General features: G+C 52.4%; 23 protein-coding genes. 12 read left to right on the top strand and 11 right to left on the bottom strand.

Translation table 11 applies throughout. From position 1 onward, the window contains the following. Positions 1-4: 4 nt before the first annotated feature. The gene (locus tag ACAW87_RS15330) at positions 5-2,149 is read right to left on the bottom strand and encodes a LysM peptidoglycan-binding domain-containing protein (RefSeq protein WP_370724386.1); all 2,145 of its coding nucleotides are present in this window, start codon (positions 2,147-2,149) and stop codon (positions 5-7) included. A 366-nt stretch (positions 2,150-2,515) separates the two neighbouring features. On the opposite strand from ACAW87_RS15330, the gene ACAW87_RS15325 reads away from it, so the two are divergent. Both ACAW87_RS15325 and ACAW87_RS15320 read left to right on the top strand, forming a co-directional pair. Next, on the top strand, positions 2,516-3,514 hold the full coding sequence (locus tag ACAW87_RS15325; protein WP_370724384.1) for a phosphotransferase: 999 nt from the start codon (positions 2,516-2,518) through the stop codon (positions 3,512-3,514). Positions 3,515-3,540: 26 nt separating this feature from the next. After that, complete coding sequence (locus tag ACAW87_RS15320) at positions 3,541-4,566, top strand: nucleoside hydrolase (protein ID WP_370724382.1); 1,026 nt, start codon at positions 3,541-3,543, stop codon at positions 4,564-4,566. 118 nt (positions 4,567-4,684) lie between these two features. On the opposite strand, the gene ACAW87_RS15315 is transcribed toward ACAW87_RS15320, so the two are convergent. Beyond that, a complete protein-coding gene (locus ACAW87_RS15315; protein WP_370724381.1) occupies positions 4,685-6,355 on the bottom strand; it encodes a hypothetical protein in 1,671 nt (556 codons plus the stop codon). Then, complete coding sequence (locus tag ACAW87_RS15310) at positions 6,352-7,128, bottom strand: ABC transporter ATP-binding protein (RefSeq protein WP_370724379.1); 777 nt, start codon at positions 7,126-7,128, stop codon at positions 6,352-6,354. The genes ACAW87_RS15315 and ACAW87_RS15310 overlap by 4 nt, the downstream gene beginning before the upstream one ends. Before the next feature lie 84 nt (positions 7,129-7,212). On the opposite strand from ACAW87_RS15310, the gene gldD reads away from it, so the two are divergent. Together gldD and ACAW87_RS15300 are read left to right on the top strand one after the other, a co-directional pair. Next, entirely contained in the window at positions 7,213-7,809 is a 597-nt protein-coding gene (gldD, locus tag ACAW87_RS15305) for a gliding motility lipoprotein GldD (protein ID WP_370724377.1), read from the top strand. Between the two features lie 38 nt (positions 7,810-7,847). Beyond that, positions 7,848-8,759 (top strand): methyltransferase domain-containing protein, encoded by a 912-nt coding sequence (locus tag ACAW87_RS15300; RefSeq protein WP_370724376.1) that lies wholly within the window; start codon positions 7,848-7,850, stop codon positions 8,757-8,759. A gap of 47 nt (positions 8,760-8,806) precedes the next feature. On the opposite strand, the gene ACAW87_RS15295 is transcribed toward ACAW87_RS15300, so the two are convergent. Beyond that, positions 8,807-9,598 carry a DUF547 domain-containing protein gene (locus ACAW87_RS15295; protein WP_370724374.1) on the bottom strand — a complete coding sequence of 264 codons (792 nt, stop codon included), beginning with the start codon at positions 9,596-9,598 and terminating at the stop codon, positions 8,807-8,809. A gap of 87 nt (positions 9,599-9,685) precedes the next feature. Here ACAW87_RS15295 and ACAW87_RS15290 point away from each other — a divergent pair, with 87 nt between their 5' ends. Then, positions 9,686-10,474, top strand: a complete 789-nt coding sequence (locus ACAW87_RS15290) for an SDR family oxidoreductase (RefSeq protein ID WP_370724372.1) — start codon at positions 9,686-9,688, stop codon at positions 10,472-10,474. Between the two features lie 107 nt (positions 10,475-10,581). Then, positions 10,582-13,554 carry a TonB-dependent receptor gene (locus ACAW87_RS15285; RefSeq protein ID WP_370724370.1) on the top strand — a complete coding sequence of 991 codons (2,973 nt, stop codon included), beginning with the start codon at positions 10,582-10,584 and terminating at the stop codon, positions 13,552-13,554. 262 nt (positions 13,555-13,816) lie between these two features. Here ACAW87_RS15285 and prfA read toward each other — a convergent pair whose 3' ends face one another. Continuing rightward, positions 13,817-14,890: a peptide chain release factor 1 gene (gene prfA, locus ACAW87_RS15280; protein WP_370724368.1), complete on the bottom strand. Its 1,074-nt coding sequence runs from the start codon at positions 14,888-14,890 to the stop codon at positions 13,817-13,819. Positions 14,891-14,991: 101 nt separating this feature from the next. On the opposite strand from prfA, the gene ACAW87_RS15275 reads away from it, so the two are divergent. Next, positions 14,992-15,390: a Dabb family protein gene (locus ACAW87_RS15275; RefSeq protein WP_370724367.1), complete on the top strand. Its 399-nt coding sequence runs from the start codon at positions 14,992-14,994 to the stop codon at positions 15,388-15,390. 171 nt (positions 15,391-15,561) lie between these two features. Here ACAW87_RS15275 and ACAW87_RS15270 read toward each other — a convergent pair whose 3' ends face one another. Beyond that, a complete protein-coding gene (locus ACAW87_RS15270; protein ID WP_370724365.1) occupies positions 15,562-15,807 on the bottom strand; it encodes a hypothetical protein in 246 nt (81 codons plus the stop codon). A 172-nt stretch (positions 15,808-15,979) separates the two neighbouring features. On the opposite strand from ACAW87_RS15270, the gene ACAW87_RS15265 reads away from it, so the two are divergent. Further along, entirely contained in the window at positions 15,980-18,280 is a 2,301-nt protein-coding gene (locus ACAW87_RS15265; protein WP_370724363.1) for an ATP-dependent helicase, read from the top strand. 145 nt (positions 18,281-18,425) lie between these two features. Continuing rightward, a complete protein-coding gene (locus ACAW87_RS15260; protein ID WP_370724361.1) occupies positions 18,426-19,352 on the top strand; it encodes an HNH endonuclease in 927 nt (308 codons plus the stop codon). 10 nt (positions 19,353-19,362) lie between these two features. Here the strand turns inward: ACAW87_RS15260 and ACAW87_RS15255 are convergent, their stop codons facing one another. From ACAW87_RS15255 to ACAW87_RS15245, 3 genes are read right to left on the bottom strand one after another with little or no spacing between them, the layout of a single operon-like run. Continuing rightward, the gene (locus ACAW87_RS15255; RefSeq protein WP_370724360.1) at positions 19,363-19,524 is read right to left on the bottom strand and encodes a hypothetical protein; all 162 of its coding nucleotides are present in this window, start codon (positions 19,522-19,524) and stop codon (positions 19,363-19,365) included. A 37-nt stretch (positions 19,525-19,561) separates the two neighbouring features. After that, complete coding sequence (locus ACAW87_RS15250; protein ID WP_370724359.1) at positions 19,562-20,032, bottom strand: RES family NAD+ phosphorylase; 471 nt, start codon at positions 20,030-20,032, stop codon at positions 19,562-19,564. A gap of 6 nt (positions 20,033-20,038) precedes the next feature. Further along, entirely contained in the window at positions 20,039-20,611 is a 573-nt protein-coding gene (locus ACAW87_RS15245; protein WP_370724357.1) for an antitoxin Xre-like helix-turn-helix domain-containing protein, read from the bottom strand. Between the two features lie 149 nt (positions 20,612-20,760). Here ACAW87_RS15245 and ruvX point away from each other — a divergent pair, with 149 nt between their 5' ends. The 3 genes from ruvX (at position 20,761) to ACAW87_RS15230 (ending at position 22,744) form a co-directional block, all read left to right on the top strand. Continuing rightward, positions 20,761-21,174, top strand: a complete 414-nt coding sequence (gene ruvX / locus ACAW87_RS15240; RefSeq protein ID WP_370724355.1) for a Holliday junction resolvase RuvX — start codon at positions 20,761-20,763, stop codon at positions 21,172-21,174. 108 nt (positions 21,175-21,282) lie between these two features. After that, positions 21,283-21,855, top strand: a complete 573-nt coding sequence (gene def / locus ACAW87_RS15235) for a peptide deformylase (protein WP_370724354.1) — start codon at positions 21,283-21,285, stop codon at positions 21,853-21,855. Positions 21,856-21,976: 121 nt separating this feature from the next. Further along, complete coding sequence (locus ACAW87_RS15230) at positions 21,977-22,744, top strand: amidohydrolase (protein ID WP_370724353.1); 768 nt, start codon at positions 21,977-21,979, stop codon at positions 22,742-22,744. 63 nt (positions 22,745-22,807) lie between these two features. Here ACAW87_RS15230 and fabD read toward each other — a convergent pair whose 3' ends face one another. Beyond that, a complete protein-coding gene (fabD, locus tag ACAW87_RS15225) occupies positions 22,808-23,692 on the bottom strand; it encodes an ACP S-malonyltransferase (RefSeq protein WP_370724351.1) in 885 nt (294 codons plus the stop codon). 98 nt (positions 23,693-23,790) lie between these two features. After that, the gene (gene mraY, locus ACAW87_RS15220; protein WP_370724350.1) at positions 23,791-25,002 is read right to left on the bottom strand and encodes a phospho-N-acetylmuramoyl-pentapeptide-transferase; all 1,212 of its coding nucleotides are present in this window, start codon (positions 25,000-25,002) and stop codon (positions 23,791-23,793) included. Position 25,003: the final 1 nt, after the last annotated feature.

The following is a 25,003-nucleotide window of genomic DNA, read 5'->3' as shown; positions in this document are numbered from 1 at the left end:
TCACTTATTTCCTAATCAAAATCCGCTGGCCGATTTCGATCGTGTAGCTAGTGAGGTTATTCCAGCGCATGACGTCCTGCACGCGAACTTTGTTGATTAACGCTACCCGGTACACGGTCTGGCCGCGCTGTACGACATGGTAGTACGACCGGCCGTTAACTTTCGGAGTTTCGATACGTACCCGATTGATCAGGCGTTCGGGGCGGGTAACCGGTGCGGGCTTTGGCGCAGGTGACGGTGCAGGGGGCGGTGTGACCGGACGTTCTACATCAACCGCCGATTCGGTATACTCTCGTGACCGGCCGGTAGGGGGAGTCGTTTGTGGGATAATCGTTCTCTCGGTTGATGTTGGGCCGGCAATGGGTGCTGTGAGGGGTTGTGCACCGGTTGCTCCGGTGGTAGTAGCGGGTGCAGTCGGCTGGGCAACCGGCGTTGCTGTTTCGGCTGACTTGGCAGGAATGAATTTGGCTACGATCAACTGCTGACCCACTACCAGTGCTTTCCGATACGACAGGTTATTCCAGGTCATAAGGTCAGCAAGTGGCAGGTTGTACCGTTCGGCCACGCTCGAATGTGTATCGCCTTCACGAACCGTGTAGTACAGCAATTGCGCTGTTGACTGGGTTGCCGTTGCCGAGCCGGGCGTACTGCGTTCATTTTCCGGTTCGCTAACGTCGGTTACCCGATCGGGGGTTGCTTTGGTGGTTGAATCGGCTGGTTTAATGCGCCAATTGGGTAGGCTCGGGCTATCAATCACCGATTCTTCATTCTCGCGGGTCAGCTTACGCTGAGCTACGGTGGGTTCAGAAACAGGAACAGGGTCGGGCATAACCTGGTATTCAGCAGGTACGTTGCTCGGACGTTTTTCGCGCAACCATAAAATCCGACCGGGCTGAAGGCGTTGATTGGCTTCCAGGTGGTTATATTTAAGCAACGATTTCATCTGAATGCCATACACCGTCGCTACCTCACGCAGGGTTTGTCCTGCCTGCATCACATGGAACGGAATTTTAGCCTTGCGCGCTTTAGTTTCGAGGTAATAAATCTCGCCCGGACGAACCAGGTCTTTATCCGTCATGTCGTTGATGGACAGAAATTTATCGACCGTAATGTTGCCGTAATGGGCTAGGGTAATAACATTATCACAGGTTTGTGCCTGAACGCCTTTCCGGTCATTGATTTCGTAAAACTGAGCCGAAGCGCGGGTAATAGGATCGCTCGATGACGGGGCGACAGTTTTGCGCAAAACGGGAAATCCCATATCGCGACGAATGCCGGGTTGCGAGGGTTGTCCCAACTGCACGGTTGAGTTAACCTGCCCCCTAACACTCAAAAATTCGCCGGGTGTTAGCCGAATCAGTACTGGATACACTTTATCGGCCGGAATAATCCGAACGCGCAGCCAGTCATTAAAGGGCATAAATCGGGCCTGCTCAATACCCAACTCACGCGCAATAGCTGCCAGCGATTTGCTACGGCTTTGGCGGTAATCGTAGAGTAGGAAAGGGTTGGCGTTGGGGCGTAGCAAAGGAATTTCGCGTTCAAAAACGATCTTCCTGGCCAGGGCTGTCCAGATAAGAGCCGGGCTGTTGGCGGGCAGTTGAAGCTGATCGTTAGGCAACGAAGCTTCGACTGGTTGGGCCGACATGTCATTTAAGCGTTGGCCGCTGGCATACATGAGCAGTACACGCAACCAGTTTGGGTACGTTGTGTGCAAAGTCACAAACTCGTTTAGCACGGCTTCTGATGAAGAAGCCACGTTGAGCCGTTCATCTACACTGTTATCGACCCGGAGGTTGAGCCGGGTTGCATTGCGGGCATCCAGCCCCCAGTATGATCCGTTAGCGGGGTTGGCGGGAAGGCAAGCGTACCTGAAATCGGCTGGTACCGAGCGTTCTTCCATCATGGGGCCCAATACCGATTCAATATATTGCATCTGTTCAATGGCATTGCGCAACACTGACCGATCGGCGTAGAGGCTGGTCACCTCTTGCTGAAGCCGCTGTTGGGCATCGGCATTCATGTACACGGTTGCCCCGCCAAAGTCAATTTCTGTTGGAATAGCAGGCAAACGCTGGGGAAAGGCAAGCGTGGCAAGCAGCAGGCCCAATAAGGTGAATACTATATGGCGGGTAATTATGGACAACACAGGGATTTTTCTTGAAACGAAAATAGGAGAATACACATCTGGTATAACGGTAAACTCCTCTAAAAATACGCAAAGTGAGCTAGGTTACCATCTGGTGACATAGTGTACGTTATGGTAACATAGGAAAAGCACCAGCCTACTTGACAACAAAAAAGGGGAAGCATGTGATATATAGGCAAGGTAGGAAAGTTGTTTATTTCTTGAATGGTTCAAACATCTGTACAAAGGGTCAAGTCGTAAGTAGCCCGGTTTTCCTACCGGATAATCATCAATAAAGGCCAAGTCCGCTGCCCCGATAAATTCGCTCATCGTTGGCTAGTCGTCTACTGGTCTGTATTCTTGCATAACGAATTATTCAGCGATACTATGCATTTAGACGAGCATGACCCCAAGGGGTTACAAACTTATCTGGCCCGAAAAGGTTGGATATGCGACGACGAACCTCTTCTTGACCTTGGCAAACCCGGCGAGGGAAACATGAATTACACGCTGCGGGTACGTACCGATCGGCGGTCACTCATTGTAAAGCAGGCCCGCGGTTATGTTGAAAAATACCCATCAATCGCAGCGCCGGTTGAGCGGGCCGTTGTGGAGGGGCGGTTTTATAATGAAATAGCCCATAACCCCGAATTAGGCAGCTTTATGCCTAGTCTGTTGGGTATCGACGAAGAACAGAATCTGCTCGTGCTGGAAGATCTGGGTGCCGCCGCCGACTTTCTGAATAGCTACCAACCTGGTCAGATTATCAGTTCTGAAGAAGTAACGACGCTAGTTACGTATCTGTCTGTATTACACAATCAGTTTCTTACTGACCGGTCCAACTCAGCCTTCACCAATCAGGCTATGCGCGTACTAAATCACGAACATATTTTCGTTTATCCCTTTTTGGCCGAAAACGGATTTGACCTGAACACGGTGCAGGATGGGCTTCAAAAGCTGGCCGTGCCTTATAAAGAAAACACGACATTGGTTGAAGCTGCTCGTATGTTGGGGCAACGCTACCTGGCCAATGGGTCGGGTGAAGCTGTGACCCTGCTGCATGGCGATTATTATCCCGGAAGCTGGTTGCGAACGGCTGAGGGCGTGAAGGTAATTGATCCCGAATTCTGCTTTTATGGCCCCGCCGAGTTTGACCTTGGAGTGATGTTGGCGCACCTGCATATGGCTCAACAGCCCGACACTGTTCATGAGCAGGTGTTGGCTGGGTACGTTCGCCACGAGGCGTTTGATGAACAATTACTGCGGCAGTTTACCGGTATCGAGTTACTTCGCCGCCTCATTGGATTGGCCCAACTACCGCTCTCATTGTCGCTCAGGGAGAAAGAGGAGTTATTACAACTGGCCGAAAAACTGGTGTTGAGTTAACCTGTATGAAGATCAAAAATCAACGAATGTCTTTGCTGGCAGGCGCTATGCTGGGTACGTTGCTGGCCTTGCCATGGCTGAGTATGGCCCAGGCCACCATTGGTACCGGTCAGAAACCGGTTCAGCAGGCAACCTATGCCAATCGAACACCCCGCCGTATCTGGCTGGATACCGACATCATGGTGGGAATGCCCGATAAACGGGGTGCCCGTGAGGTTGATGACGCCATTACGCTCATGATGGCTCTGCGCCACACTGATAAAGTGAAACTGGTGGGCATCAGTACCGTTACCTACGTTGATTACGGGTATCAGGTGACGCAAAAGCTATTAGGATGGTATAACAAGACGGGGCAGCAAATTCCGGTTTACCGCGGGTCTGATACGTTGCGCGATATTGGCCGGGAAACAGATGCCAGTCGGGCAATGGCGGCGGCGCTTCGTCGGGAACGGATGCCGATTTTGGCCATTGGGCCGGTTACCAACGTAGCCACCGTTATAAAAAATCATCCCGAACTGGCCACGCAAATAGAAGAGGTGGTTGTTTGCGCGGGTCGTACGCCCGGTTTGCCGTTCCGCCCCGGTCTGGAGTCGGCTGCGGTGGGTGATTACAACTTCGAAAAAGATCCGGAAGCTTTTCGAGTGCTGTTTGAGGCCGGCGTGAAAGTGGTATTGTCGGGATATGAGTGTAGCGTTTACACGTTTTTGGGCCGTACCGATCTGGATTTTCTGGCCCGGGGATCGGAAGGTGATCAATGGCTGAGTAAAACAATCAGGCCGTGGCAGTTACTGAATAAAAATTTCTTTGGAACCGATGGGTTTGTTCCCTGGGATACTACTCCGCTCGGCTACCTGACTCACCCGAACTACTTCAAATATTACGAGTCTATTCCGGTGCGAATCAACACCCGGGCTGATGATACGGGCCGCACCAGCCAGAAACCATATCTGGAAGTTTCTTACGACTATAAAGACACCCCCTGGCGCGCCACCTACGCCTATAAAACGCTCCCCGGTTTCGAAGAAATCGTGATTGAGAGTTTGAAGAGGTGAGTAAGGGGTGAGGGGTGAGGGGTGAAGGGTGAGGGGTGAAGGGTGAAGGGTGAGGGGTGTTGCTTTCTCGAGAGCATTACGCTTGCGAAAGCAACACCCCTCACCCTTCACCCTTCACCTAATTCTCTATATCGCTCCATTGTGTTTTCCGGTACGAGCGGAGTAGCACAAAGGCGACGCCCGCCATGATGGGAATGGCAATCCAGCGGGCGTAGGGAACGTAGGTTAGGCCCCAGTGTGCAGCGCCAATCAATCCCAAAATAAACAGACTCAGAAAGCTGCGGGATGTGGCGTTGTTGCGGAGAACATCCTGTTCCATTGAGAAGGGGAGGTGTCGCTTGCTTACGATGGCAGAGACCAGCAACATGACCAGCGAATTGACAAACGCCAGGCAAATGTCGGGTAACACGCTACTGCCTTTCAGGTAAAGTACATAGGCCGCCAGTACCATGAAGTAAGGAACCATGAGCTTGACGACCAGAGCTTTCAGTGCACCCACCAGCAAAATGCCCGGTTCGCGCATGGGGGCCGATTCGTAAATCCAGGCCGCCTTGAAATTGTCGGAAATAGCGATCTGCATCAGCGCGGTCATGATGTAAATACCACCGAAGTACAGGATCAACAGGAAAAAACCATCGCCCTGCGCCATTGCCGATTTATTGTTCGTCGTCATGATAACGGCGTAGACCAGCCCAAAGCCCAGGCCGGGGTAGGTACGTAGTTTAAACTTGCGGTCGCGGCCTGTGATGAACCATACAAAGGTGAAGCCCGCCTTTTCGAGTGGGCTACTGGTAAGCCAGTTAGCCATACGGTTTGCGAATGAAAGCGATGGTTTCGACGCGTTGCTTGTCTTGACAGGGGCGGTTGTGGGTTTCGCCGTTTCGTCCTGATCGAGGTTGGCTAGTTGGCTGCTGAAGGCGGGCCCCAAGACCCGGATCATGATGTACAGACCAACAAACGGCATGGTCAGGGCCAGACCCAGCAAGCCCCAATGCTGCCCATCGACCTGTCGGTTAATGACTATGTCGAGGCTACCGGCACTCCAGAGCGGGGGAAGAAAGTAATGCCAGGCCTTCCAGATAAACGGCTGAAACCGGGCATCACCGTCGCTATTGATCAGGCGGGGGAGTATCTGATAGCCGCCGTAGAAGACCACGCCCATGCCGATCTGTACATAATTGATCACTTCCCGGATGCGCTCGTTGCTAACAAACTGCATGAGTCCCAGATAGATCACATTTGTCAGAAAAACGGCTAGTATGGCCATGAGCAGGCACATGACCAACGTCAGCAATCCGGCTACACTGCCAAACCGGTAGCCAATAACCAGAATGCCGGCTACGCCAACAGCCAGGGCAATGGCAAACAGGTAACTGACGATGTGTACAATGCGCGCCACCAGCATAGTCCGGCTGTCGACGGGCCTGAACAACATAATCTGGTTATCTGCCGAGTCGAGGATCACCGACGAGAAATCGCTGATGAGCGACATGGTGCAGATTGCCAGCACGTACCCAAAGAAGAGTGCGGCTGGCTTAACAATACCGGTTGGAGGCGCAAAACTCAGGAACATGGCGAATAGCAGGCCCAGAAACGCATACATGCCCAGCGATAGCCAGTACGAGTTTTTGGTTTCGCTGGCCTTTTTCCACTGGTTGAACGCCACAGGTCGCCGGTTATCAAGTGTCAGTTTAACCAACAGAATAGCCCGTAGCTGTCCGTAGTTGACGCCGAGAAAGCGCCACAAATACGGCAATCGGTCAGTGATGAGTAAGGTAGGTGGGGTCATTGGTTCAGCGCGTAGATAAACTCTTCGGCGGTGGTGTTGTGGCTATCAGAGCCAGTCAACTGACCAAAGAGCTGTTCGAGCGAACTGCCGGTTTCGCGTTGCGCCTGGAGTTCCGAGAACGACCCGTCGGCAATGATCTCACCGGCGTTGATGATGATAATACGGTCCGAAATTTTCTCTACCACATCCATAATGTGCGAACTGTAGAATACCGTCTTGCCCGAGTCGGCCAACTGGCGAATAATCTGTTTCACCAGCACCACCGCGTTGGCATCGAGGCCGGAAAGGGGTTCATCCAGAAAGACCAGATCGGGGTTGTGCAGCAGGCCCGAGATGAGCAGTACTTTCTGACGCATGCCTTTCGAGAAGGTCGTCATACGGTCGTGGGCCTGGTACTCAAGGCTGAACAAACGAAGAAGTTCAAGTGCCTTCTTTTCGACGGCTGCCGAATCCAGTTCATAGAGTTGCCCCACAAAATTGAGGTATTCCATGGGGGTTAGCAGGTCGTAGAGGGCGGCGTTCTCGGGTACGTACCCAATGCGCCGTTTTATCTCCATGGCTTCAGTACGTAGGTCGAGACCCAGTACCGTTGCTTCACCCTGAAAATCAGGTAGTAAACCAATCAGCGTTTTGATGGTGGTCGATTTGCCGGCACCGTTGGGGCCAATATAACCCACCACCTGGCCAGGGGCCACGCTGAGGTTAATTCCCTTCAAAATCTTTGTGCTTCCGTAATACTGAGTCAGCTCGTGGGTGTCGATGACGGGCGTCATAGCGATAAAGTCGGTTTTGATGCAGGAAGATACTATTCTTGTGGTTGAAACAACGAACCAGCCTTCGCCATCGTTAGTCAACACATGATACCAGCCCGCCTCTGCGCCAGTCTTTTCGTACTGGCTACGCTCACTTTTGCCGCCTGTACCTCGGCCAACGAGCCAAACTACGTACCTAAACCCAAAGGCTACCCCCGCTTCGATTTGCCAGCCGCCAGGTATGTTAGCAGTCCGGCGGGGCATCCGTACCAGTTTGAGGTAAACCGCATTGCCCGCGTATTGCCCGATACGTTTCCCCGCGCCGAGCCCCACTGGATTTTTGTGTATTATCCTACTCTGAAAGCCACCGTTCAGATCACCTACAAACCTGTGCTGAACGATGTGGAACGGTTGCGCGGTCTGCTGGCCGACGCCTATAAACTGACGGCCAAACACAACGTGAAAGCCTCGCTGATTGAGCAGCAGCAGGTACGTCTGAAAAACGGTCTGGCCGCCAGCCTGATCACGCTCGAAGGGGAAGTGCCCAGCCAGTTTCAGTTTGTAACCACCGACAGTACACGTCATTTTCTGCGTGGTGCCCTCTATTTCGACACCGCCACCGCCAATGATTCACTGGCACCAGCCATAAAATACGTTCGGGCCGATATGATGCAGTTGCTCAATACGCTGAAGTGGAAATGAAAAATACTACCGAAGCTCTAGCTTCGGCGCTACACAACATGAATAAGTATAAGTTTTTGACCCAGGTAAAAGAGCAGTACGATCAGGGAAATAACGTAATCGGGTTTCTAAAGAAACTGGACAACAGCACCACCAACTCGCTCGAAGATATTCTGATCAGCTACGATTTCCAGGCGGGCTCCTACGTACAGGGATACCGGCAGAACGCCGATCTGAAAGAAGCGTACTGCCAGAATATCGTGAAGGTGTTGCTTGGGTTGGGGTCGTTCAATTCTATTCTGGAGGCCGGCGTTGGCGAAGCTACTACCTTAGGCCGGGTAGTGCCGCAGTTGCCCCACGCCATAGGGCACGTGCTGGGGTTCGATCTGTCGTGGTCACGCATTCACTACGCGCTTGGTTTCATGCGTGAGCAAGGCATAAAGCACCCTACTTTGTTTACGGGTAATCTGTTTCAGATGCCACTGGCCGATAATTCTGTTGATATTGTGTACACCTCGCACTCGGTTGAGCCCAATGGGGGCCGCGAAAAAGAAGCTTTAGCCGAGTTGTACCGGGTAGCCAACCGATATGTGGTGCTACTTGAACCCAGTTACGAATTGGCCGGCGAAGAGGCCAGAGCGCGGATGCTACACCATGGGTACGTTACCAGTCTGGTGTCGGCGGCGCAGGAGTTGGGCTATAACATCATAGAACACCGCCTGTTCGATGTGTCGATTAATCCATTGAATCCGACGGGCTTATTGGTGATTGAAAAAAACGGCTCAACAACCGAAGCTGCTGAGCCGTTTCTGGCTTGTCCGCACACAAAGGCCAGGCTAAAGCCGTTCGATGATTCGCTTTTTGCCGAAGATAGCCTGTTGGCGTATCCCAAAATTCAATCAATTCCGTGTTTGCTACCTCAGAATGCTATTCTGGCCACTCATTTTTTGAACGCGTACGAGGCGTTATAGGGAGGGAATCAAAGCAACACAGCACCATTACCATCAATTAACTGAGCCTACTGCTCGTTCAAATCCCAATTGTAGGTCTGGTACGAGATTTTGGTGGCGTCGGTGATCTTGTTTTTCGAGAACTGATTTACCACATCTTTTACCGACTGTCCTTTCATTTTCTGAAAATCACCGCCATACCAGTCCAGAATTTTGGATAGGCTGGCTTGTTTGGCCGTCACCGAATTTTTGGCGGGGTTGTTCATAAAGTCAACGCCCTGGTCTTCCAGTTGCGCATCGAGGCGCTTGCCCTCAAAGGCTTCGTTGCGTAACCGTGGGCACGATTTAGCGGCGCAGACCAGCGCAAAGTGAATGCGCGGCTCCGAGAATTTTTTGCGGATAATGCCGTGTTCGATATTGTTTAGATCGTAAGTCTCGCCGCCGATCTTGATGAACTTCACATCCCAGGGCGTGTTCACAAACGGAATTTTGATCTTCGAGCCAATGTCTTTAATGCTCTTCACCGGGTAGTTATCAATGATGAGCTGAATGGTGAAGGCGTTATAGGCATTGATCCAATAGGCAAGCTGGTCATCTTTACTCCAGTTGCTGGCCGGGGCATTCTTGCCGAGCATATCGGTATACGCTTTCAGATCGGCTTTGTCTTTCTGAAACCCTTTGTAATTGACCATGCCCGACGCGTTGACGTGAGCTTTCAGCAGTTTGTCGAAGGCGGCGTGGCTGGGCGCAGCGGCAACGGTGACCGATGGCTCGTGAATGGCCGTGCGATGCGCCAGATAGCTGCCCGACAAGCTGATAGCCAGGCAAATGCAGACGCTGAGTGAAAACAGAAACTTCATAGTTGTGTGATGGTTTTAGATAGATATACGCTGGGAAGGTCGTAAAGGTTTTTCGGGTACGTTGCCGGGTGCGTTAACTTTGCTTGCATGAACCTCGATCTCACTCAAAAAACGGCTCTTGTCTGCGGCAGTTCACAAGGCATAGGCCGTGCCACCGCCATTGAATTGGCCCTGTTGGGGGCCAACGTGGTCCTGATGGCCCGCAATGCTGATTCGCTGGAAGCCGTGAAGCAAACACTCGACACCAGTAAAGGGCAGCAGCATCATATTTCCGTAGCCGATTTTAGCCAGCAGGGCAGTGTGAAAGCCGCTCTTACTGAGTTATTAACGACACATCCAGTTATCCACATACTTATCAACAATACGGGCGGGCCAGCGGGTGGGCCGCTGATTGAAGCAACCGATGAGGCCTTTGTGCAAACGTTTCATAATCACCTGATCAATAACCAAACGCTGGTGCAGCTATTGGCAACAGGTATGCGCGATGCCGGTTATGGCCGGATCGTCAATATTATCAGCACGTCGGTGAAGCAGCCAATCGTGGGACTGGGCGTATCGAACACGATTCGCGGGGCTGTGGCGCAATGGGCCAAAACGCTGTCTCTCGAACTCGGCCCCTGGGGTATTACCGTCAACAACGTGTTGCCGGGCTACACGCGCACTGCCCGGCTGGATGCTGTTTTGGCCATGCGGGCAACGTCATCGGGCAAAACAATTGACGAAGTAGCCGATCAGATGAAGCGTGAAATTCCGATTGGTCGGTTTGCCACCGCCGAAGAAGGTGCCGCCGCCGTTGCTTTTCTGTGCACACCGGCCGCCGCCTCTATCTCTGGCATCAACGTACCTGTAGATGGTGGCAAAACGGGTGGATTATAAAAAGATAATATTTTTTAATTCTCATTTTTGGCAAAATATTATACTGATTTATGGCTTAAGTTGATCTATATTATTTTACTTAGGGGTAAATATAAAAAATTATGCCCATGAGTAACTTGTACAAGAGAAAGAATATTGTCATGCTGTTTGTCTGCTTCCTGCTGACAATCAGTTGTGTTCTGGCGCAAACCGTTCGCGGCCGGGTCATCGATTCGGGAACTGGCAACGGTATTCCTGGTGCCAGTGTGGTAGCCATGCGTACTCAGATTGGTACCAGCGCCGATGGTGATGGAAATTATCTGCTCCGGCTTACACCCGGTACTTACCAGTTAGTGATCAGTTTTGTAGGCTATCAGAGTGTCACGGTTCCCGTTACGGTACCAACCAGCGGTGAAGTGAAATTGACGACTAAATTGGTTGAAAGTCAGTCGAGTTTAAGCGAACTGGTTGTGATCGGTTCGCGGGCTGCAACTGCTCGGATAAACATCGAAAGCGTTGTGCCGGTAGATGTAATTACCACGAAAGAAATGAAAAGCTATGCACAGGTCGATGTAAGTCAGATTCTGAATTTCGTAGCGCCTTCGTTCAATTCGAACCGCCAAACCGTTACCGACGGTACCGACCACATTGATCCGGCCTCGTTGCGGGGTTTAGGGCCTGACCAGACGCTGGTACTGGTAAACGGTAAACGGCGGCACAATACGGCCCTTGTCAATATCAACGGTTCGGTGGGCCGGGGTTCGGTAGGTACCGATATGAACGTGATTCCGGTAGCCGCCGTAGAGCGCGTTGAAGTGCTGCGCGATGGTGCGGCGGCTCAATACGGGTCTGACGCCATTGCGGGTGTGATTAACGTGGTGCTGAAAAAGAATTACGAAGGCCTAACGGCGTCGCTGATGACTGGGGGGAGCGTGTCGACAATGAATTATAAAGTGCCGGTGCTGGGTGGCGGAAGTGTAGATAAGAGCCAAAGTTTGCGCGACGGTAAAGTTTTTCAATTCGATATTTCGAAAGGATTTCGGATTGGTCAGCGTGGATCAGTAACGGTGTCGGGACAGATTGTTGACCGGGAACGGACCAACCGCTCGGCCGAAGACAATGCTCCAACTATTTATCTGGGTGCCTCGGGTGGTTTCCCGGGTACGGGTTTAGTGCCGGTTGCCAACCGTCCTGCGCTGCTGTCTGCTGATGCCCAATTGGTTAGTCAGCGCGGTTACAATCGCCAGAACATGGTGGTAGGTAACTCATCGGCCCGTAACTACGGCGTATTCGTCAATGGATCGTTGCCGGTTGCCACCAATTCTGAAGTGTACTTTTCGGCGGGTGTAACGCATCGGTCGGGTACTGGCTACGGTAATAACCGAATTCCTGTTTCGCGCACGCAACAGCCGCTTGGGGCCGACGGCTCCCTGTTCTATCCGGATGGGTTTCTTCCCGCCATTGAAGCCACATTAGATGATCAGTCGCTGGTGCTGGGTTACAAGACAAAACTGGGTGAGTGGAACGTTGATTTGAGCAATGTATACGGCCGAAACAGTATCCGTTTCGATGTCCTGAATTCGGGCAATGCCACGTTGCCAAGTGCTGCCAGTCAACAGACCGATTTTTATGCAGGTACGTTAAAATTCAATCAAAACACGACCAACCTCGATTTCTCGAGATTATACACGAAAGTGAGTGGATTCAATACCGTTAACGTGGCGTTTGGTGCTGAATACCGTCGTGATGGTTACCAGATTGTGGCGGGCGAATCAACGTCTTATTCAGGCGTGACCAAAGTGATTCCGCTGGCCTCAATGACCATTGGTGGCCCGTCGTCGGGTACAGGGCTGGCTTTACCTGGTGCGCAGGTTTTTCCCGGTTATCAGCCTGATAACGAATTGAATGAATCGAGAAGTAACATCAGTTTGTATGGTGATGTAGAAGCCGAGATAACCAGTAAGTGGTTGGTTGATCTGGCGGGGCGGTATGAAAACTATTCTGATTTTGGGTCGCAGGTGACGGGTAAACTGGCGTCGCGCTACAAGTTTGCCGAGTTCTTTAGTCTGCGCGGAGCGGTCAGCACCGGTTTCAGGGCGCCGAGTCTGCAACAGCGCTATTTCAACAACACCAGTACTCAGTTCGTCAATGGATTGCCTTCCAATACGTTGACGGTCAACAACGAAAGCCCGATTGCCCGTACTGTTATTGGGGTTGATGCCCTGAAACCTGAAACATCGGTCAACTATACGCTGGGCTTCGCCGGTCGAGTTGGCCGGAACTTCACCATGACGGTCGATGCGTACTTGATCGACATCAAGGATCGCATTCTGTATTCAGGTCCGTTTAGCCGGACCTTGTTGGGATTTTCGGCTACCGATTACCCTGGTGTAAACATTGTTCGCTTCTTCGCCAATGCTGCCAATACCCAAACAAAAGGGCTTGATATCGTAGCCACAGAACGACTCAATCTGGGTAAAGGTCGGCTGACCTTGTCGGCGGCTGTGAACTTCAACCAAACCAAGGTGACGGCAATTAACCCGTCGGCGTTCCTGAACAGCACGGCGAATAACGAAGCCCGAGGCGGTAACCCGGATAGCTGGCCCCGTACGTTGTTCTTCGACCGGTCGCAGGTGGCGTTGCTGGAAACGGGTTTGCCCCGCAGTAAGTTTAACCTGAGCGCAGCTTACACCGCCGGCAAGTTCGATGTCTCGTTCCGGACGGTTCGTTTTGGCGAAGTACGCAACCTGACCACGGCTGACCCAACTACAATTAACGCCGCTACGGGTACGTACTGGAACACGCAGTTTGCCCGCGACGCATCCGGCAACGCCTTGCTCGACCAAACGTTCGGTGCCATCTGGATTTCAGACATTACGGTAGGCTACAAGCTCACCAAGATTCTGAATTTGCAAGTAGGTGCCAACAACGTATTCGATGTGTACCCAGATCAACTCTACGTTGACCCTCGCAACGCCCAGGGTTCGCTCGATTACAACTCAGGCCGTGACCTCTCGAACCGGGGCCGCTTCCTGTACCCATCCAACCAGGGTGGTTTCAACGGCCGTTTCCTCTTCGCCCGCTTGTCGGCGACGTTGTAGGGAGGGAAGATCTAATGTTTAACGTTTAATGTTTAACGGGCTTTGCCTATTCACGATCTGTGAGTAAGCGAGGCCCGTTTGAGTTAACTCAAACGTATTAAATAAGGAATGGCCTTGCTCACACACATATCATGAATGAACAGGACCATTTGAACATTGGACCTTAGACGTTGAACGATTAAAAAAGGGCTTCGCTCACTCACAAACCGTGAATAAGCGAAGCCCTTTGAACATTGAACTTTAGAAAGTTGGACTCTAACTCCTACGCGCTCGTGCCTTCTTTCAACCGCTCAGCGTTCTCGGCGATGCGCAGTTGCTCAATGAACTGACCGATGTCGCCTTCCATCACCGCAGGAAGATTGTACACCGTCAGGCCGATGCGGTGATCGGTGACGCGGCTTTGGGGGTAGTTGTAGGTACGTATCTTATCTGACCGGTCGCCGCTGCCCACCATCGTTTTGCGTTGCGAAGCAATGGCGTCGTTATGCGCCTGGAGTTTGATCTCGTACAGGCGAGAACGAAGTACCGTCAGGGCTTTATCGAAGTTTTTCAACTGCGACCGTTCGTCCTGGCACTGCACCACAAGGCCCGTTGGAATGTGGGTAAGCCGCACGGCCGAATAGGTCGTGTTTACCGACTGACCACCTGCGCCCGACGAACAGAAGGTATCTTTCCGAATGTCGTTCATGTTGATCTCGACGTCAACTTCTTCGGCTTCAGGCAGAACGGCCACGCTGGCGGCTGAGGTGTGAATCCGGCCCTGCGTTTCGGTGGCGGGTACGCGCTGCACCCGGTGAACGCCCGACTCGAATTTCATCTTGCCGTATACGTCTTCCCCTTCAATCTCGGTGATAATCTCTTTATAACCGCCCGACGAGCCTTCGGTAAAGTCGACGAGGGTCATTTTCCAGCCCATTTTCTCGCAGAAGCGCTGATACATGCGGAAGATATCGCCCGCAAAAATGGCGGCTTCGTCGCCGCCGGTACCACCCCGAATTTCCAGAATGATGTTCCGGCTGTCGTTGGGATCTTTCGGAATCAGCATTTCTTTTAGCTGTTCTTCCAGTTCATCGCGGCGGGGAATCAGTTCGTCGAGTTCGCCTTTGGCCATATCGCGAAACTCTTCGTCTTTTTCCGTGGCGATAACATCGCGGGCATTCACAATTTCGGCAAGTACCTGCTGATAAGCCCGGTACTGCTGCACGATCTTATCAAGCTCTTTATATTCCTTGCTCAGCTTCATGAAGCGCTTGGGGTCCGCAGACACCTCAGGCTGCACAATCTGTTGTGCTACTTCGTTAAAGCGTTCGCTTATCGATTCAAGTTGTTCAAGCATACCGCAAAGGTACAAAAAACAGGGCTAAGGCAGGAAGGGTATGCCAGTGCGACAGTAAACGGATTAAGGTTTGTTATTTTGTACACAAATCAGAATCAGCCATGAGCCAATCATCACGCAGAACATTCATCAAGGGTAGTGTTGCTGCCGGAGTTACCGCCGGTCTGCCAGCCGTTGCCGCTAAAGAGACATTCGTACACCACGTACTTTTTTATCTGAAAAACCCCGGCAACGCCGCCGACAAAGCCAAGTTACTGGAAGGGTTAACTATGCTGGCAAAGGTGCCGACTATCAAGATGGTGCACATTGGCGAACCTGCTGCCACCAACCGCGCCGTTATCGAGCGGAACTATACCTATTCGTGGCTTTGCCTGTTCGACAGCGCCGCCGACGAAGAAATCTACCAGAAACACCCAATCCACGACGATTTTCGGAACAACTACGCGACCCTCTGGGAGAAAGTCGTGATCTATGACGCGATTGGCCCGAAGCGGAAGTAACGGCTGGGTACGTTGTTTTTTGTCATCCCGACGTCAGGAGGGATCTTAAGTTTTCTTAACCTGATGACAGGCCAAACTCAAGATCCCTCCTGACGTCGGGATGACAAAAGCAACGTACCCAATCTCTAATACAAAAACGGCCTCTGCACCAGTGCAGAGGCCGTTTTTGTATTAGCTATATGCCGGTTTATCGATATCCGGTTTCCCACCATCATTGCGATTGGGGTGTGTCATGGGTACGTTTTCGGCAGGCTCATCACCATCCATATACTTGTCTTCCATTTCGTTAGCGGGTAATTCGGGCGCATCAATCTCAGCACCGACACCACTGTTTCCTTCGGCCGACTGGTCTTCCAATCCGGCAGGGCTGATAGCCTGTTTTGCCCGGATCTCATCCTGGTTGTCTTGATTTTCCATAACGTTGGTTTTGTTGTCTAGTTATTTACTAGGCTAAACCCCGCCCTTGGTACTTTGTTAGCCCGCCCCCAAATTTTTACGTAAATTTGATTGTTATCTATAGCTGGGTGATGGCAAATAAACCGGCTAACCGGTGGTCTACCAGCCAGCATCGAACATCCATCGTCTTTTCATGATTGATTATATAGCCGGTCTGAACGACCCGCAGCGCGAAGCCGTGACACATGGCAACGGTCCGATGATGATCATCGCCGGAGCCGGTTCGGGCAAAACACGCGTACTGACTTATCGCATTGCCCACCTGATCGACAAGGGCGTTGATCCGTTTCGGATTCTGTCGCTGACCTTTACCAACAAGGCTGCGGGCGAAATGCGTCACCGGATCGAGAAAGTGATTGGCAACGAGGCGCGTAACATCTGGATGGGTACGTTCCACTCCGTGTTCGCTAAGATCCTGCGTATAGAAGCCAAAGCGCTGGGCTACACCAGTAACTTCTCGATCTACGACACCGACGACTCGAAATCATTGCTCCGCGCTATTATTCGGGAACGCGGCCTCGACGACAAGCAGTACCGCGCCAACGCCGTATTTAACCGCATTTCGAGTGCGAAAAACCGGCTTGTTGGCGCCGACGAATACCTGAACAACGCCATCATTCAGGCCGACGATGCGTCGGCGAAGATGCCGGAGGTGGGGGCAATCTACAAGGTCTACAGCACCCGTTGTTTCCAGGCCAACGCCATGGATTTCGACGACCTGCTGTTCAATACCAACATCCTCTTCCGCGACCATCTGGATATTTTGCATAAGTACCAGCACAAATTTCAGCACGTACTGGTCGACGAGTTTCAGGATACAAACGTGTCGCAGTACCTCATCACGCGCAAGCTGGCGGCGGTGCATCAGAACATCTGCGTGGTGGGCGACGATGCGCAGAGTATCTACGCGTTCCGGGGGGCCAACATCGAGAACATCCTGAATTTCCAGAAAGATTACGGCAAAGACACGGTGAAAATCGTGAAGCTGGAGCAGAATTACCGCAGCACCAACACCATTGTGCAGGCGGCCAATTCAGTGATTGCCCGCAACCGGAATCAGCTCGAAAAGCGCGTCTTCACCGACAACGAAACTGGCCCGCTGATCGAAGTCATCAAAGCCTCGTCAGATAACGAAGAAGGCCGGATGGTTGCTTCGAACATCTTCGAGGCCAAAATGCGCGACAGCCTGCACAACAACGATTTCGCCATTCTGTACCGCACCAACGCTCAGTCGCGGGCGTTTGAGGAAGCCCTGCGCAAGCTGAGCATCAAGTACCGGATCATCGGGGGGCTGTCGTTCTACCAGCGGAAAGAGATCAAAGACCTGATCGCCTACCTGCGCTTCACCGTCAATCAGGCCGACGAAGAGGCCTTCAAGCGGATCATCAACTTGCCCAAACGCGGCATTGGCGACACCACGCTGGCCAAGATTTCGGTGCTGGCATCGGAGAAGAACGTACCTATCTGGGAGATCGTCAGCAACATCACGTACCACATCACCGGCCGCGCGTCGATTGCGATCGAAGGCTTTGCGGAGCTGATCAAAAGCTATATGCTGCTGATCGACAAGAAAGATGCCTATGAAGTGTCGGCGCACGTGGCCAAGACGTCGGGTATTCTAAAGGAACTGTACGAAGACAAGACCGTGGAAGGGCTGGCCCGCTACGAGAACGTGCAGGAATTGCTGAACGCCATTAAGGAGTTTGTCGATAACCCCGATAACGAGGAAAAGAACCTCAGCGCTTTCCTGCAAACGGTATCGCTGCTGACCACCGCCGACGAAAAAGAAGAAGACGGCGACAACGACCGGGTGACAATGATGACCATCCACGCCGCTAAAGGGCTGGAATTCAAGAACGTACACATTGTTGGGCTGGAAGAAGACCTGTTCCCTAGCCAGATGATGCTCGAAAGCCGGGCCGATCTGGAAGAAGAACGCCGCCTGTTCTACGTAGCCATTACCCGCGCCGAAAAGCGCCTGACGTTCTCCTTCGCCGAGTCGCGCTACCACTACGGTCGACTGAAAATCTGCGAACCCAGCCGGTTCCTGATGGAAGTGGATCAGGGATTCCTGACGATGAGCAAGACCGTAACGCCGCCCAAACCCCGGTTCAAGGGTGATGATACGTACGCCAGCCGTAGCAAAGACGAGATGCCCTCGGCTGGTTCGATGAACTTCGTACGGTCGCTGGCCCAGAAAACGGCGCAACGCCAAGTTCCGCAGCCCACCGTCACCCACAAGCCCTCTGCCGATTTCGCCCCCAGCAACACGGCCGAACTAGCTGCGGGTATGAAAGTAGAGCACTCGAAATTCGGCTTCGGCGTCGTGAAATCCCTCGACGTAAACGGCACCGAACGTAAAGCCGTCATCCAGTTCGACGTAGTGGGCGAAAAAACACTGCTGTTAAGCTTCGCTAAGTTGCGGATTGTGTAGGTACGCTGTTGTACCCCGATGGGGCACTGGTGAACCTAACACCCGCTTCGTGGCCAGGTACGTTGCTATAGAAAGGGTATATTGTATTGATTTAGTTTTAACGTTCCCGAGTCATTAAGCCATATTAAGTTACTACATTAGTCCTATGGATTATTACATGGGCGTGACTGACTGGAATTGGTATAATTATCTGCGTGCTCGTTCCCCGGAAGATATAAATTTCTGGCAGCCTGGTGGTCAGGGTATTTTTCGGGCACTTAGCCCTGGTGGCGTATTCCTATTCAAACTAAAAAGTCCATACAACGCTATTGGTGGCTTGGGCTACTTTTGGGCGCACAGCCAACTTCCTTTAAACTTGGCTTGGGATACGTTTGGCTCCCGCAACGGATTCAACACGATAGAAGACTTCCGAAGATCTATTCAACAATATCGCAAGACGACTGAGCGTAACCCTGTTATTGGCTGTATTGCGCTAACAAACCCCATTTTTTTTAAGCAAGAAGATTGGATTTCGATACCTCCTAATTGGAGTAACAGCATTGTGCAAGGCAAAAAATACAATACCAACGATGCAATAGGGTTGGCTCTTTGGCAGCAGGTTCAGGCAACGTTCACTAAATACGTCTTACCAACATCGACTGAAAGAGCCTCATACGTAGAAGAAGTTGCAGCGCAATACGGCAATTCTGTTCTTACGAAAGTTCGAATTGGTCAAGGAGCTTTTCGACTTTCCGTGATCGATGCGTATAGCAAGCGATGTGCGATAACGGGTGAAAAAACATTGCCTGTTTTAGAAGCTGCCCACATCAAGCCCTTTTCAGAAGCAGGTTCCAATACCGTTTCTAACGGTTTATTACTCCGCTCCGATATGCATAAGCTTTTTGATGACGGGTACATAACCGTTACGCCCGAATTGAAAATTGAAGTGAGTCAGCGAATAAGAGAAGAGTTTAATAACGGTAAAGAATACTATCAGTACCACGGTAAACAATTAGCTGTGTTGCCAGCGCTAGAGGCAAATAAGCCCTCGCGGGTATACCTCGACTATCATAACAGTACGATATTTCGGTAGCATTTAGTGGTCATGCATCAAAATTGCCCTCACCCGTCTTGATATCCTTTTCCCAGATGTTCTTAGGGCCTTTTCCGAAGAAACCGTTCAAAACGGTGTTATCAAGGTTGCGTTTTTTTCGGTCGGGTGCTGGCGTAAGGCGCGTTGTTGATTTGGTTGTCGTAGGTTTCATGCAGACTGTTGACTTTACACAAAGCTATACAGTTTCATTACCTCAACCGACTATCCAACGGAATCTGAATCTGATTGACCAGCTCGATTTGGGCGAAGGCGGGGTGGTTTGGGTGAAGCAGCAGGTTGTAGGACAGATCGATGATGACGGAAGGCACGGCTACGGCCAGGCAGAAGGGGTCGACGAGCCAGTCGGTTAGGATAGACTGCGTTTCGGCTAACGTACCTGATCGCCAGTAGGCGGGTAAACGGGCCGGATCGGTCCAGAAAACAGTGTCAGGTACGTCGGGGTCGGGTAGGCGGAGGGTGCTTAGCCAAAGCTGCGGTAGTTCAGACAGGGTAAGCGCGGGAAGGTGAACCAGCGTTTCGAGTAGCGCCAGCTCGGGCGTTCGGCTGGTGTAGAGAATACCAATGCCTTTGGGGTTCCAGCGTCCGCCGTGCCGGTGGCTTCCCACTACTGATAGCGGCTCGGTATGGTAAGGCTCTTTGTTGATCCGGTAAACGTCCATACGTTCCTAGCCGACGATGCCCCACTCAATGCGGCCCAGCACGTCTTCAGCTAGCGAAAAGCCTGATACCGTGTCCAGCACCGCAATGGGCGACTGCGGTATGATAGCGGGCAACGTACCTGCGTCGGCGTCAGGTCTGGCTGGGCTTACTGCTCCGGTGTTGCCGCGTAGTGCTGGATCGGTGAAACTGCCCATGTTGCGCAACGGGGTTGGCTGATCATTGTCTTCGAGCGCCCCTTCGCGGTAAGCCAGTTCGTTCAGTGGCGTGTGCAGCCAACGGGCCAGCACATCGGCCCGCCCGTCGAACACCGCCAGGCCATGCTGCACCAGCCGTTCGAGCAGTAATAGCCGTTCGCTAGCCGCCAGTGTCAATAATTCGGTGTCTGATTTGCCGTGTAAACTCCGCACCGACATGTTCAGAATGCGGGCCATATCCTTATCGGTCAGGCTGACCAGACGCGCTATTTCATCGACCCGTTGCCGTAACACGCCATGACGTGCCTGTCGGATGAGTTCCGAAACAGGGCGAGCCTGAAGCCTGCCTGTAGCGTTGGTTCGAGAAGAAGGTATGGGTTGCATGGCCTAAACAAGTATCGTATAGTGCAAATATACAAAATAGTGATGGCAAAATTGCCATATTGGCGAGTTGCCTATTACAGGCTTCCGAATCAACATAGCAGCTCGACAGTAGGTACGGCAATCTGCACTTTCGTACCTTTGCTGATACTATGGCGCGAATCGTGGCGATTGATTACGGAAACAAACGGACCGGCCTGGCCGTGACCGACCCGATGCAGATCATCGCAACGGCCCTGGAAACGGTGCCTACCCATACGCTGCTCGATCGACTGAAAGCCTACGTAGCGGCCGAACCGGTTGAGGCATTCGTCGTGGGCTGGCCAACGAATACCGACGGCACCGATACCGATACAACGGCTCCGGTTCGCGGTCTGATTAAGAAATTGAAAGTGGTGTTTCCCGAACAGACTGTTTATCAGCACGATGAACGTTTTACGTCGCGGATGGCCATGCAGTCGATGATTGCGGGTGGCACCAGTAAGAAAGATCGGCGGGTGAAAGGCAACATCGACATGGTGAGCGCCACGATCATCCTCCAGTCATTTATGGAAAGCAAAAATTAGTTTCGGGTTTGATGTTTTGCGTTTGACGTTGCCCTGCTACGCGAGGTAGTCCCTGATTAGCAAAGCAACATCAAACGCAAAACATCAAACCCGAAACCTCCTTAAAAAATGATTCTCCCAATTGTAGCTTACGGCGATCCGGTATTGCGGAAGAAGGCCAAAGACATTGAAAAAGGTACGCTCGACGTGAAAAAGTTGAGCGAAGACATGTTCGAAACCATGTACGCGGCGTCGGGTGTGGGGCTTGCCGCTCCACAGATCGGGCAAAGCGTGCGGATGTTCGTGGTGGACGGGCAACCGTTCAACGAAGGCGAATCGGAAGAGGACATCGACCCGACGCTCGTTGGCTTCAAAAAGGTGTTTATCAATGCCGAAATCATTGATGAAGACGGCGATGAATGGGCATTTGAAGAAGGCTGCCTGAGCATTCCCGGCATCCGCAATGACGTCTACCGTCCCGAGTTCATCGTGATCCGCTATTTCGACGTTGACTGGAACGAGCACGAGGAAGAATACGAAGGCACCGCCGCCCGGATCATTCAGCATGAATACGACCACATCGAAGGCAAACTCTTCACCGACTATATGTCGCCGCTGAAACGCCAGCTCCTCAAAAAACGCCTCGCCGACATCACGCGTGGGAATGTGGACGTGGAGTATAAAATGCGTTTTCCAAAATAAAGGAGTAAAGGGAGGAGGGGGAAGAGAGGGAGGAAGGGGATTGCTCACGCACGCGTAGCTACTCCTGCGTAAGCAACCCCCTTCCTCCCTCTCTTCCCCCTCCTCCCTTTACTCCCCTTCTATGAACATCACCCTCCTTCAAACCGAACTTCACTGGCAGGACCCTGTGGCCAATCGGGCGATGCTGGAGGAGAAGATTTTTACCCTGCCCGAGCCGACGGACCTGATTGTATTGCCCGAAATGTTTACGACGGGTTTTACGATGGACGCCCGCGCCGTGGCCGAGCCGATGAACCTGACTACGTTCAAGTGGCTGAAGCAAATGGCGGCGCAGACCAACGCGGTGGTCACGGGCAGTTATGTGGTGAAGGAAAACGGCGGGTATTATAACCGACTGATCTGGATGGAACCCGACGGTCAGTTCGCCACCTACGATAAACGCCATCTGTTCAGAATGGCGGACGAAGACAAGACCTATTCGGCAGGTACGTCGCGGCTGGTGCGCGAATGGCGTGGCTGGCGCATCTGTCCGCTGATTTGCTACGACCTTCGTTTCCCGGTCTGGAGCCGAAACAAACAGATCGCCCCCGACCAACTCGACTATGATCTGCTGCTCTACGTAGCCAACTGGCCCGCCCCGCGCCAACAGCCGTGGGACACGCTGCTACAGGCCCGCGCCATCGAAAATCTCAGCTACGTAGCGGGCGTCAACCGCGTGGGTACCGACGGAAACGATCATCCCTACCGTGGCGGTTCAGCCCTGATCGACTTTAAAGGAGACGTGCTCTTCCGCCAATACGATACCGAAATCATCCACCAGCAAACGCTATCGCTGAACGATCTGCAAGCCTTCCGCGCCAAGTTCCCGGCGTATCTGGATGCGGATTGACGTAACACGGACTTCAGTCCGTCTTTAAGACGGGTGGAAAGACGGACTGAAGTCCGTGTTACATCAAATGCCCGCTACTTCCACGCTCGGTGCGATTTTCTTCACCAGACCTTGCAGGACTTTGCCGGGGCCGCATTCGGTGAAGAGGGTGGCGCCGTCGGTGGTCATGGCTTCGACCGACTGTGTCCAGCGGACGGGGGCGGTGAGTTGCGCAATCAGATTGGCTTTGATCGTGGGTACGTCGGTGGAGGGTTGCGCGTTTACATTCTGGTAAATCGGGCAACGGGGCGACTGGAACGGCGTGTTCTCGATGGCCTGGGCCAGATCAGCGCGGGCGGGCTCCATCAGCGGCGAGTGGAACGCACCACCTACGGGTAGCGGTAATGCCCGTTTGGCGCCGGCTGCTTTCAGGCGTTCGCAGGCAATACGAATGCCTTCGTTGCTGCCCGAAATAACCACCTGACCGGGGCAGTTGTAGTTGGCTGGCACCACAATCTCGCCCGTTTCACCGTTCACCTCCTCGCAAATCTGCTCGATGATGGCGTCGGGAAGGCCCAGAATAGCGGCCATTGTGGATGGGTTCAGTTCACAGGCGCGTTGCATAGCGTCGGCGCGTTGGGCAACCAGCCGAAGCCCGTCTTCAAACGAAAGCGCACCCGCCGCAACCAGCGCCGAGAACTCACCGAGCGAGTGACCTGCTACCATAGCGGGCGCGAAGTTTTCGGCCGTTAGCGCTTTCGCTACCGAGTGCAGGAAAATAGCTGGCTGCGTAACATTGGTCTGTTTCAGCTCCTCGTCGGTGCCGGTAAACATGATGTTGGTCAGGCTGAAGCCGAGAATCTGATCGGCCTGATCCATCAATGACTTGGCCTGTTCTGACTGTTGATACAGGTCGTGGCCCATTCCCGTAAACTGAGAACCCTGGCCGGGGAAGATGTATGCGTTCATTTTTTTCAGTTAAGAATTAAGAATTGCGCTGCTGTTGGAACAAGAGGAATGATTTAGCAGCGCAACTCTTAATTCTTAACTCTTAATTCTTAATTCGTTTAACGTAGTTTCAACGTCGCCAGCGTCATGACCGCCAGCATGATGCCGACGATCCAGAAGCGGGTGACGATTTTGGCCTCGTGATAGCCTTTTTTCTGGAAGTGGTGGTGGAGCGGCGACATTAGTAATATTCGCCTGCCTTCGCCGTACTTCTTTTTCGTGTATTTGAAGTAGCTGACCTGTGTAATAACCGAGACAAGTTCGGCCAGAAAAATGCCGCACATGACCGGAATTAGCAGTTCTTTCCGGATCGTGAGGGCTAGTACCGCAATAACACCACCCAGCATTAGGCTACCCGTATCGCCCATAAACACCTGGGCGGGGTACGAATTGTACCAGAGAAAACCCACGCAGGCCCCCACAAAGGCGGCACAGAAAATTACCAGCTCGCCCGAATTGGGAATGTACATGATGTTCAGGTAGTCGGCGAAGCGGGCGTTACCCGACACATAAGCCAGTACCCCGATGGTTAAACCGATAATGACCGACGTACCTGCGGCCAGCCCGTCGATGCCGTCGGTGATGTTGGCCCCGTTGGAAACCGCTGTGATAATGAAGATGCAAACCAGCGTATAGACGATCCAGGTGTAATCGGTCGAGACCATGCCGAAGAGTAGCGAGCTGTAATCGAACTCGTTATTTTTCAGGAATGGAATGGTGGACACCGTCGAGTGAATGTCCTGATAGCGAGTAAGTTGTCGAACAATGGCGCCAGCGGCGGGTTTTTCGTACACCCGGATGGTTACGTATTGATTGAACGACAGCGTCAGGCCAACAATTAAACCAAGGCCAATCTGCCCCACTACTTTGAATTTACCCTCCAGTCCTTCTTTGTTCTTCTTAAAGACCTTGATGTAATCATCGATAAACCCAATCAGGCACGTCCAGATGGCCGACACCAGCAGCAGGATGATGTAGACGTTCGAGAGTTTGGCAAACAGGAGCACCGGAATAATCAGCGAGGCCATGATGATGAAGCCGCCCATGGTGGGCGTTCCGCGCTTCTGCATCTGCCCTTCCAGCCCCAAATCCCGAATCGACTCGCCGATCTGTAATTTCCGGAGTTGGTCGATGATGCGTCGACCGAAAATGGCGGCAATCAGGAGCGATGTGATCACTGTGCCGAGTGCGCGAAACGAAATGTACTGAAATACCCTGGCGCCTGGGAAGTCAAAAGCACGGTCGAGGTACTGAAAGAGGTAATAGAGCATG

The organism is Fibrella aquatica, from assembly GCF_041321135.1.
Taxonomy (GTDB): Bacteria; Bacteroidota; Bacteroidia; order Cytophagales; family Spirosomataceae; genus Fibrella; species Fibrella aquatica.
This window is presented reverse-complemented; position numbering and strand designations above follow the sequence as displayed.

Coding starts and splice junctions, on each gene's coding strand:
- mraY (WP_370724350.1), bottom strand. CDS start 25,002: ATGCTCTATTACCTCTTTCAGTACCTCGACCGTGCTTTTGACTTCCCA.
- ACAW87_RS15270 (WP_370724365.1), bottom strand. CDS start 15,807: ATGGAAAATCAAGACAACCAGGATGAGATCCGGGCAAAACAGGCTATC.
- gldD (WP_370724377.1), top strand. CDS start 7,213: ATGATACCAGCCCGCCTCTGCGCCAGTCTTTTCGTACTGGCTACGCTC.
- ACAW87_RS15295 (WP_370724374.1), bottom strand. CDS start 9,598: ATGAAGTTTCTGTTTTCACTCAGCGTCTGCATTTGCCTGGCTATCAGC.
- ACAW87_RS15325 (WP_370724384.1), top strand. CDS start 2,516: ATGCATTTAGACGAGCATGACCCCAAGGGGTTACAAACTTATCTGGCC.
- ACAW87_RS15255 (WP_370724360.1), bottom strand. CDS start 19,524: ATGAAACCTACGACAACCAAATCAACAACGCGCCTTACGCCAGCACCC.
- prfA (WP_370724368.1), bottom strand. CDS start 14,890: ATGCTTGAACAACTTGAATCGATAAGCGAACGCTTTAACGAAGTAGCA.
- ACAW87_RS15285 (WP_370724370.1), top strand. CDS start 10,582: ATGAGTAACTTGTACAAGAGAAAGAATATTGTCATGCTGTTTGTCTGC.
- ACAW87_RS15275 (WP_370724367.1), top strand. CDS start 14,992: ATGAGCCAATCATCACGCAGAACATTCATCAAGGGTAGTGTTGCTGCC.
- ruvX (WP_370724355.1), top strand. CDS start 20,761: ATGGCGCGAATCGTGGCGATTGATTACGGAAACAAACGGACCGGCCTG.
- ACAW87_RS15230 (WP_370724353.1), top strand. CDS start 21,977: ATGAACATCACCCTCCTTCAAACCGAACTTCACTGGCAGGACCCTGTG.
- ACAW87_RS15300 (WP_370724376.1), top strand. CDS start 7,848: ATGAATAAGTATAAGTTTTTGACCCAGGTAAAAGAGCAGTACGATCAG.
- ACAW87_RS15310 (WP_370724379.1), bottom strand. CDS start 7,128: ATGACGCCCGTCATCGACACCCACGAGCTGACTCAGTATTACGGAAGC.
- ACAW87_RS15315 (WP_370724381.1), bottom strand. CDS start 6,355: ATGACCCCACCTACCTTACTCATCACTGACCGATTGCCGTATTTGTGG.
- fabD (WP_370724351.1), bottom strand. CDS start 23,692: ATGAACGCATACATCTTCCCCGGCCAGGGTTCTCAGTTTACGGGAATG.
- ACAW87_RS15290 (WP_370724372.1), top strand. CDS start 9,686: ATGAACCTCGATCTCACTCAAAAAACGGCTCTTGTCTGCGGCAGTTCA.
- def (WP_370724354.1), top strand. CDS start 21,283: ATGATTCTCCCAATTGTAGCTTACGGCGATCCGGTATTGCGGAAGAAG.
- ACAW87_RS15265 (WP_370724363.1), top strand. CDS start 15,980: ATGATTGATTATATAGCCGGTCTGAACGACCCGCAGCGCGAAGCCGTG.
- ACAW87_RS15260 (WP_370724361.1), top strand. CDS start 18,426: ATGGATTATTACATGGGCGTGACTGACTGGAATTGGTATAATTATCTG.
- ACAW87_RS15320 (WP_370724382.1), top strand. CDS start 3,541: ATGTCTTTGCTGGCAGGCGCTATGCTGGGTACGTTGCTGGCCTTGCCA.
- ACAW87_RS15250 (WP_370724359.1), bottom strand. CDS start 20,032: ATGGACGTTTACCGGATCAACAAAGAGCCTTACCATACCGAGCCGCTA.
- ACAW87_RS15245 (WP_370724357.1), bottom strand. CDS start 20,611: ATGCAACCCATACCTTCTTCTCGAACCAACGCTACAGGCAGGCTTCAG.